Here is a 7683-nt window from a genome sequence, read left to right as displayed (position 1 = left end):
TTTAATTCTTCAACTTTTGTAATATTGAAATGCTCTACCAAATACGCTGGTAGGATTAGTTTTAGTATTTCTTTGCTATCCATCATCATGCAAAGATATTATTTTACAACTTCCTCCCCAACTTTTGCACCTGATCCGAGGTTTGCAAGGGACTCTCTGTGTCGGATTTTTAGTGATGGAATTAATATCGCTTATTTCTACAATTCAGCACTTACTACTAAGTATTCACTAAAAAATAAATGTTAAAATTTACCTTGCTTTTGATTGATTATTAATGAATTGTAGAAGGTGATGAATTGGTTGGGGTATTATTCTTTGATTTTTCTTTGGTATATATAGAAATAATGCTAGTTTTGCATCCGCATTACAGAAGTAATTAACTTTTGAAAAGCAACGTGGTACTGGCCTATGGTGTAATGGTAACACAGCTGATTTTGGTTCAGTCGTTCTAGGTTCGAGTCCTAGTAGGCCAACGAAAAGCTCCTTGAAATTCAAGGAGCTTTTTTTATGACCTTGTGTGAAAATGAAAAAGGTTGGAATCATGATTCCAACCTTTTTTTTATGCTTTGAAATTAGGTTTTCTTTTTTCTAAGAAAGCTGCAGTACCTTCAGTAAAATCTTGGGTATTGAAACACTCCCCGAAGTGTTTGATTTCTTCATGATATCCGTTTGTACCGTCTTTGAAGTTGGCATTCACTGATTTAATCGCTTTGGAAATTGCCGAAGCGGAGTTATTCGATATCTTTTGGGCAATAGACTTGGTAAATGTCAATAAGTCTGCCTGTTCCACTACATGATTTACTAGACCGTATTCTAGGGCTTTTGTCGCATTAATCATATCAGCTGTCATAATTAATTCCATCGCGCGTCCTTTGCCTATTAGCTGAGGTAAACGTTGTGTTCCTCCATAACCAGGAATTAAACCTAACGTTACTTCTGGTAATCCCATTTTAGCATTGGAAGAAGCTACTCTAAAGTGACAAGCCATCGCTAGTTCTAATCCTCCACCTAATGCGAACCCATTAACGGCAGCAATAATTGGTTTAGAATAATTTTGAGCATAATCAAATAATAATTCTTGTCCTTTTGCTGCTAATTGAGAACCCTCGCTCACGTTAAAGCTCGAAAATTCTTTAATATCAGCACCCGCAACAAACGCTTTTTCTCCGCTTCCTGTAATAATGACCACACGAACGTCTTTATCTTCCTCTAGTTGAAGTAAAGCGCGGTGTAATTCCTCAATTGTCGGTTTGTTTAAGGCATTTAATTTTGTGGGTCTGTTAATGGTGATGACCGATATATGATCATCTGTTTCAATTAAAATATTTTCATATTCCATATTTCTCAAATTTTTATTTGGTCAGTGGTAAAGTTACGGTAAAAGTAGTTCCCTTACCAGCTTCTGTTTCAAAGGTAATGGTTCCTTGATAATTTTCTACAATATTTTTGATAATCCCCAGGCCAAGTCCCATTCCACTTGTTTTGGTGGTAAACTTCGGTTCAAATATTTTAGTCTTATCCGCTATGGCGACTCCAGCTCCGTTATCAGTAACGGAAATAATGATGTTTTTGCCATCTTGATAGGCTTTTACCACTACAATCGGACTAGGATTGCTGCTTGGTATGGCCTGAATTGCATTTTTTACTAAGTTAGTAATAATACGGATAAGTTGTGTTTGATCAATTAGGGCGATTATTTCTCCCTCTTCATGCTCAAAATAAATATAATCTTCCGTAAAGATATCCAAGGAAATGCGAATCGTCTTAATGATGTCTAGTGTTTCATTTTGCTGTGCAGGCATAGAGGCAAAACTAGAGAAAGCGGTTGCTACTGAGGACATGGTGTCTATTTGACCAATTAATACGGCAGAGTAGTCTTTGAGTTTGGCTTGAATCTCAGGATCAGTAGGGTCAAATTTACGCTCAAAACTCTGAACCGTTAAACGCATAGGGGTAAGCGGGTTTTTGATTTCATGTGCGACCTGTTTCGCCATTTCACGCCACGCTTGTTCGCGTTCATTCTGCGCCAAACGCTGGTAAGTTTCATCGAGTTTCTCTACCATATCGTTATAGGCATTAATCAAATTAGAAATCTCTTTACTGGTCGAAATATCCTCAATCTTTTCGTTTTTTTGCCCCAATTTGGTACTGGTCATTTTGATGCTCAGTTTGTTTAAACTCTGGGTAATATAGTTCGATAAAAAGTAGGAAATAGCAATGGACATGATTAACATAATGATGTAAACCTGTCCGAATTTATGCATGAAGTTGCGTACCTCACTTTCATAAAATTCTGTTTCTTCTGGGTAGGGGATTTTAATGATACCCAAGGGTTTGAACTTCTGATCTTTGAGGTAGCGGTAGGCGGTTCGAATACGTGTGTTGTCCACCTCTTCTACATCGACAAAGCGCTTATTGGGCGATGATTTAATGGTCTTTAGAATAATAATGGGAATATTCGATTGTATACCATCAACAGAAAAACTCCCTTTAGAAGAGAGTAGTAATTTACCCTCCAAATCGTGGAGGTGTAATTCAGTATTGTGAATAGAAGCAAGCTCGTGTATCTTGTCCTTAAATATCAAAGGCAGGTTTTCCGTGTTCAACTCATAAGGCGTAGTGGTCAAGATGTAGTTGATATTTTCGGTAATTGAGCCTTCTTTTCGTTCTAATCGATATTGGTGATAGGTACGCGCTTCCTCTTTAAATTGATAGACGGAAACCGCCGATATCAAAATGGAGGAAATGATACTTAGGAAAATTAACGAGAAGAAAATTCTATTTTTAAGGGAGAAACTTTTTAAGAAAAACTTGACTTTCATTCATTTTCTTTGCGTTGGCGAATTTGTTTATACAGCTTAATGCCCAACATGAGTAAAATAGCCAAGCCTAAAAGTCCGACTACACCAAATATCCAGTTGAAAGCATTTTTTAAAAATACTAAAAAAACAACAGAGAATAAAATAATTGTTGCTCCTTCATTCCAAATTCGAAAAAAGGAAGAGGTTTTGGTTAAGGTGTTGCGATTAATTTGTTGGACAAACTGGTGGCACTTCAAATGATAGGCAATCAAGAAGAGGACAAATAACAGCTTAACATGCATCCAAGGTTGTTGGAGCAAGTAGGGATTGACGATAAAAAGGGAAATCCCAAAAACCAGCGTCAATATGGCTGCGGGCCAAGTAATAATGTTCCACAGCCGATTTGTCATGATGCGGTACTGTTTTTTGAGAATATCCTGCTCCAGTTGTGGTTTTTCATTTGCCTCTACGTAATAGACAAAGAGGCGAACAATGTAAAATAAACCTGCAAACCAACAGACAACAAAGATAACATGAAGCGCTTTTAAATATAAATAGGCCATAGCATTGTTTTAATTAGTTTGTTGCCAGGTGGTAATCCAAGTAGCTAAAGCAGCTATAAACGCATCATTGTCATTCAGACAAGGAATAGTTTTGAAGGATGTTCCGCCGTGATGTAAGAATTCGTCACGGGCTTCCATTCCAATCTCTTCCAATGTCTCTAAACAGTCTGCAACGAAAGCAGGGGTAACGACAGCCAAGTGTTTTACGCCACTTTCGGCCAATTGATTTACCGTTTTGTCTGTAGGAGGTTGTAACCATTTATCTGGACCTAAGCGAGACTGAAAGGTATTGGTGTATTTGTCTGCTGGAATATTGAGTTTTTCGACTACTTGACGTGTTGTTTCTAAACACTGATGTCTGTAACAATGTTGATGTGCAACAGAAGGTGTGTTACAACAAGAACCGTCAATTTTACAGTGCGATTTGGTGGTGTCTGACTTGTAAATATGACGCTCAGGTACACCGTGATAAGAGAAAAGTAAATGATCCCATTCGTTTTGATCTAGATGCGATTGAATGGAGGCGGCTAGGGCATCTACATATTCTTGTTTGTTGTAAAAGGCAGGCATACTGGTGATGCTTAATTCAGGAAAGTGCTTTTTACGCAATTGTTCTGCTAAAACATCAATAGTTTCTGTGGTAGCCATGGCGAATTGAGGGTAAAGCGGAATCATAAAAACATCCGTTACTCCTTGGTTCTTTAATTCCTGTAGCCCCGTTTTGATTGACGGCTCTCCATAACGCATCGCTAGTGCTATGGGTAGGTCAATCTTTTGTTGTAGCTTTTTTTGCTGACGTTGAGAAATCACAATTAATGGCGATCCTTCAGGCCACCATACTTTTTGATAGGCTGCCGCCGATTTCTTTGGTCTTGTGTTGAGAATAATCCCCTTTACTAAGAAAGCTCTCAGTAAATAGGGCATATCGATGACTCTTTTGTCCATCAAAAATTCATCCAAATATGGTTTTACATCCTCGGGCGTTGGAGATTTTGGCGAACCTAAATTTACAAGTAGTATCCCTTTCATTATTGATTGTTTGAATTAATTGACATTAAATATTTTTTAGGCGTAATGCCGTATTTCTTTTTAAAAGCAGAGATGAAATGACTAGCCGAACTATAACCAATCTTTAAACCTACTTCATTCACATTGTAATTCCCTTCATCAAGTAGTTTTCTCGCATATTCCATCTTGTAATCGAATAAGAAACTGAAAACGGAATCTCCATATATTTGTTTGAACCCAATTTTTAACTTCTTAATATTTAAACCAATGAGGTCAGCCAACTCTTGTAGCGTGGGCGGTTCTGTCATTTGTTGAATGATGATATCCTTAGCTTGTTTAATCTTTAATACATCTTCCTCATCCGATAAAAAAGGACAATTGTCGATATTTTGTTCCTCATTGTAGTTGAAAACTAAACTGAGTAGCTCATAGGTCTTGCCTTTGTAAAATAAGTTTTTTACAGAAGGGTGCATGGACGCATTGAGCATTTGTGTTAAGACAATTGCTATGGCCGGTGTGATTTTTTCTTCCGTATAGTATTTCTTTTCCTTGTTTTCTTCGGTTAAAAAACCAATGAATTCCGCTTCAGATGAAAATAAGGAGTGAAATTTCTTAATGGAAATCATCAAGCAAATAATCGCAGCCTGACTCTTTACCTCTAAATGTACAGGGAGCTGTTTTTGCGGATTGTAGAGCAAGAGCGATTTCTCTTCTGGTAAATCCAGTGTATAGGCACCGTGATTATAAATAAACTGTCCACTTCCTTTTAGACAGAAGTAAAATTGAATAATATCCGTGCCAATCTCCTTGTGGAAACTGTAGGGATGCGGACTGCTATTATCTATTTTATAGACCGAAAATTCAGGGTCAATACTAATTTCTTCTATGGGACTCATAGCGTTATTTTTTTGAAACGCAAGGAAACATAATGTTGTATTTTTTATTTAGAATGATTCTATATAAAGTCTTTTGTAACCCTTGCTATTCCTGCAAATGTACTGTATTATAATGAAATATTGCGAAATGTTTTTCTTTTTCTTTGAGCGTTATTAATAGTCCTTCTAGCGTTACTTTTATCGAATCATTAGCGTTAAATTTGCTTACTTTTGAAATTGAAATAGGTATGGAAAAAATAGATAAGGTCAAATCAACTACTTTTTATGCAGTGGGGTTAAGCTATAAAAAAGCAGATGCCGAAATGAGAGGAAAGTTTAGTTTGAGTGAGACGGCCAAAGAAAATCTATTATGTCAAGCGAAAGAAGAAGGGATTGAAAGCTTAATAGTAATCTCTACATGTAACCGAACAGAGATTTACGGTTTTGCTCAACATCCTTTTGAACTCATCAAGCTATTGTGTGACAATAGTAATGGTACGGTTGACGATTTTCGACAAGTAGCGTATGTTTGTAAGAACAACGAGGCGATTCGTCACTTATTTCGCGTAGGTACTGGCTTGGATAGTCAAATCTTAGGGGATTTTGAAATTATAAGTCAAATACGCAATGGTTTTGTCTTAGCCAAAGAACAAGGATTAACGACCAACTATTTCGAGCGTTTAGTTAATGCGGTGATTCAAGCGAGTAAACGCATTAAAAATGAAACAGAACTGAGCTCAGGGGCTACTTCTGTGTCTTTTGCTGCTGTACAGTATATTATGGATCAGGTGACTGCTATTTCAGATAAGAACATCTTGCTGTTTGGAACGGGAAAAATCGGACGTAATACTTGTGAAAACCTGGTTAAACACACCCACAATGACCATATTGTCTTAATCAATAGAACCAAAGAACGTGCTCTAGAGGTAGCGGGAAAGTTTAATTTGATTGTCAAAGATTTCGATGATTTACAACAGGAGATTAGTAAAACAGATGTATTAGTTGTAGCTACCGGAGCGCAACAACCTACGGTTGATTTATCTACTTTACAGTTAGATAAACCCTTAACCATTCTCGACTTATCCATCCCTAAAAACGTGGATCCTGTGGTGGCTAATCATCCCATGGTAGAATTGATTCACATGGATGATTTGTCAAAAATGACGGATAAAACCATTGAGAGAAGAAAGGAATTTATCCCACAAGCAGAAGAAATTATCGATGAGGTGATGTCAGAGTTTGTCGCTTGGACAAAAATGCGAAAATTCGCCCCGACCATTCACGCTCTGAAAACGCGATTAGAACAAATAAAAGATGGAGAAATTGACTACCATCGAAAAAAATATGAGAACTTTGATAGTGATCAAGCTGAAGTAATCACCATGCGTATTATTCAGAAAATCACCACTCACTTTGCGAATCACCTTCGACATGAGGAAACGGTTGTAGATGAGAGTATTGAGTGGATAGAAAAAGTTTTTCAATTAGATTCAAGACAAAATGGATAGAGTTATTCGTATCGGTACACGCGATAGCGAGCTTGCGATGTGGCAAGCGACAACAGTGGAAAAGGCATTACAGGCTTTAGGGTATAAAACGCAATTAGTTCCGGTAAAATCAGAAGGCGATTTAGTTTTAGATAAGCCTTTATATGAAATGGGGATTACGGGTATTTTTACCAAAACCTTGGATGTGGCGATGATTAACAAAAAAGTAGACATTGCCGTACATTCCATGAAAGATGTACCAACGGCTTTACCGCAAGGTATTGTACAAGCAGCTGTATTGCAAAGAGCGAATACAGTGGATATTTTACTACACAAAGGAGATACGGCCTTTTTAGATCCAGAAGCGGAAGCGGTTGTGGCAACGGGAAGTTTGAGAAGAAAAGCCCAATGGCTGAATCGCTTTCCCAAACATACCTTGGTGGATCTAAGAGGAAATGTCAATACGAGAATGCAGAAATTAACGGATAATGCGGACTGGAAAGGGGCGATTTTTGCTTCTGCAGGATTGGATCGTATCAAAAAGAAACCCAAAGGATTTATCAATTTAGATTGGATGATTCCAGCGCCAGCACAAGGCGCCATGGTGGTGGTTGCTATGGCTGATGATTCTTTCGCTTTAGATGCATTAGCGCAGCTAAATGATTATGAAGCAGAAATGACTACGCATATTGAACGTCAATTCTTGCGCACCTTAGAAGGTGGGTGTACGGCGCCTATTGGTGCTATTGCGACCTATAACCAAAAAGAGGATACGATTGATTTTACAGGCGTTCTATTGTCTTTGGATGGAAAAGAAAAATTTGAAATCAACAAGACAGTGCCGATTCAAGAATGGAAAAAATTGGGCTTCTTTGCCGCACAAGAACTGTTGGCAAAAGGAGGACAAGCCTTGATGGAGCAATTGCGTCAAGAATTAAAACGATAACAC

The 7683-nt window shown here is 37.7% G+C and carries 7 protein-coding genes and 1 tRNA gene; 3 read left to right on the top strand and 5 right to left on the bottom strand.

From position 1 onward, the window contains the following. Positions 1-402: 402 nt before the first annotated feature. Positions 403-473: transfer RNA gene (locus ACLJX0_RS15105), tRNA-Gln, on the top strand. Between the two features lie 86 nt (positions 474-559). On the opposite strand, the gene ACLJX0_RS15100 is transcribed toward ACLJX0_RS15105, so the two are convergent. The 5 genes from ACLJX0_RS15100 to ACLJX0_RS15080 are packed head-to-tail and all read right to left on the bottom strand — an operon-like array spanning position 560 to position 5268. Then, on the bottom strand, positions 560-1339 hold the full coding sequence (locus tag ACLJX0_RS15100) for an enoyl-CoA hydratase/isomerase family protein (RefSeq protein ID WP_410881645.1): 780 nt from the start codon (positions 1337-1339) through the stop codon (positions 560-562). 13 nt (positions 1340-1352) lie between these two features. After that, entirely contained in the window at positions 1353-2822 is a 1470-nt protein-coding gene (locus tag ACLJX0_RS15095) for a sensor histidine kinase (RefSeq protein ID WP_410881643.1), read from the bottom strand. Further along, complete coding sequence (locus ACLJX0_RS15090) at positions 2819-3364, bottom strand: CopD family protein (protein ID WP_410881641.1); 546 nt, start codon at positions 3362-3364, stop codon at positions 2819-2821. The genes ACLJX0_RS15095 and ACLJX0_RS15090 overlap by 4 nt, the downstream gene beginning before the upstream one ends. Positions 3365-3373: 9 nt before the next feature. After that, on the bottom strand, positions 3374-4393 hold the full coding sequence (hemH, locus tag ACLJX0_RS15085) for a ferrochelatase (RefSeq protein ID WP_410881639.1): 1020 nt from the start codon (positions 4391-4393) through the stop codon (positions 3374-3376). Next, positions 4393-5268 carry a helix-turn-helix transcriptional regulator gene (locus ACLJX0_RS15080; RefSeq protein ID WP_410881637.1) on the bottom strand — a complete coding sequence of 292 codons (876 nt, stop codon included), beginning with the start codon at positions 5266-5268 and terminating at the stop codon, positions 4393-4395. The genes hemH and ACLJX0_RS15080 overlap by 1 nt, the downstream gene beginning before the upstream one ends. 227 nt (positions 5269-5495) lie before the next feature. Here ACLJX0_RS15080 and hemA point away from each other — a divergent pair, with 227 nt between their 5' ends. Both hemA and hemC read left to right on the top strand, forming a co-directional pair. Continuing rightward, the gene (gene hemA, locus ACLJX0_RS15075; RefSeq protein WP_410881635.1) at positions 5496-6755 is read left to right on the top strand and encodes a glutamyl-tRNA reductase; all 1260 of its coding nucleotides are present in this window, start codon (positions 5496-5498) and stop codon (positions 6753-6755) included. After that, positions 6748-7680 (top strand): hydroxymethylbilane synthase, encoded by a 933-nt coding sequence (hemC, locus tag ACLJX0_RS15070; RefSeq protein ID WP_410881633.1) that lies wholly within the window; start codon positions 6748-6750, stop codon positions 7678-7680. Before hemA ends, hemC begins: the two co-directional genes overlap by 8 nt. Positions 7681-7683 lie beyond the last annotated feature (3 nt).

Source organism: Myroides sp. DW712, assembly GCF_046557355.1.
Lineage (GTDB): Bacteria > Bacteroidota > Bacteroidia > Flavobacteriales > Flavobacteriaceae > Flavobacterium.
This window is presented reverse-complemented; position numbering and strand designations above follow the sequence as displayed.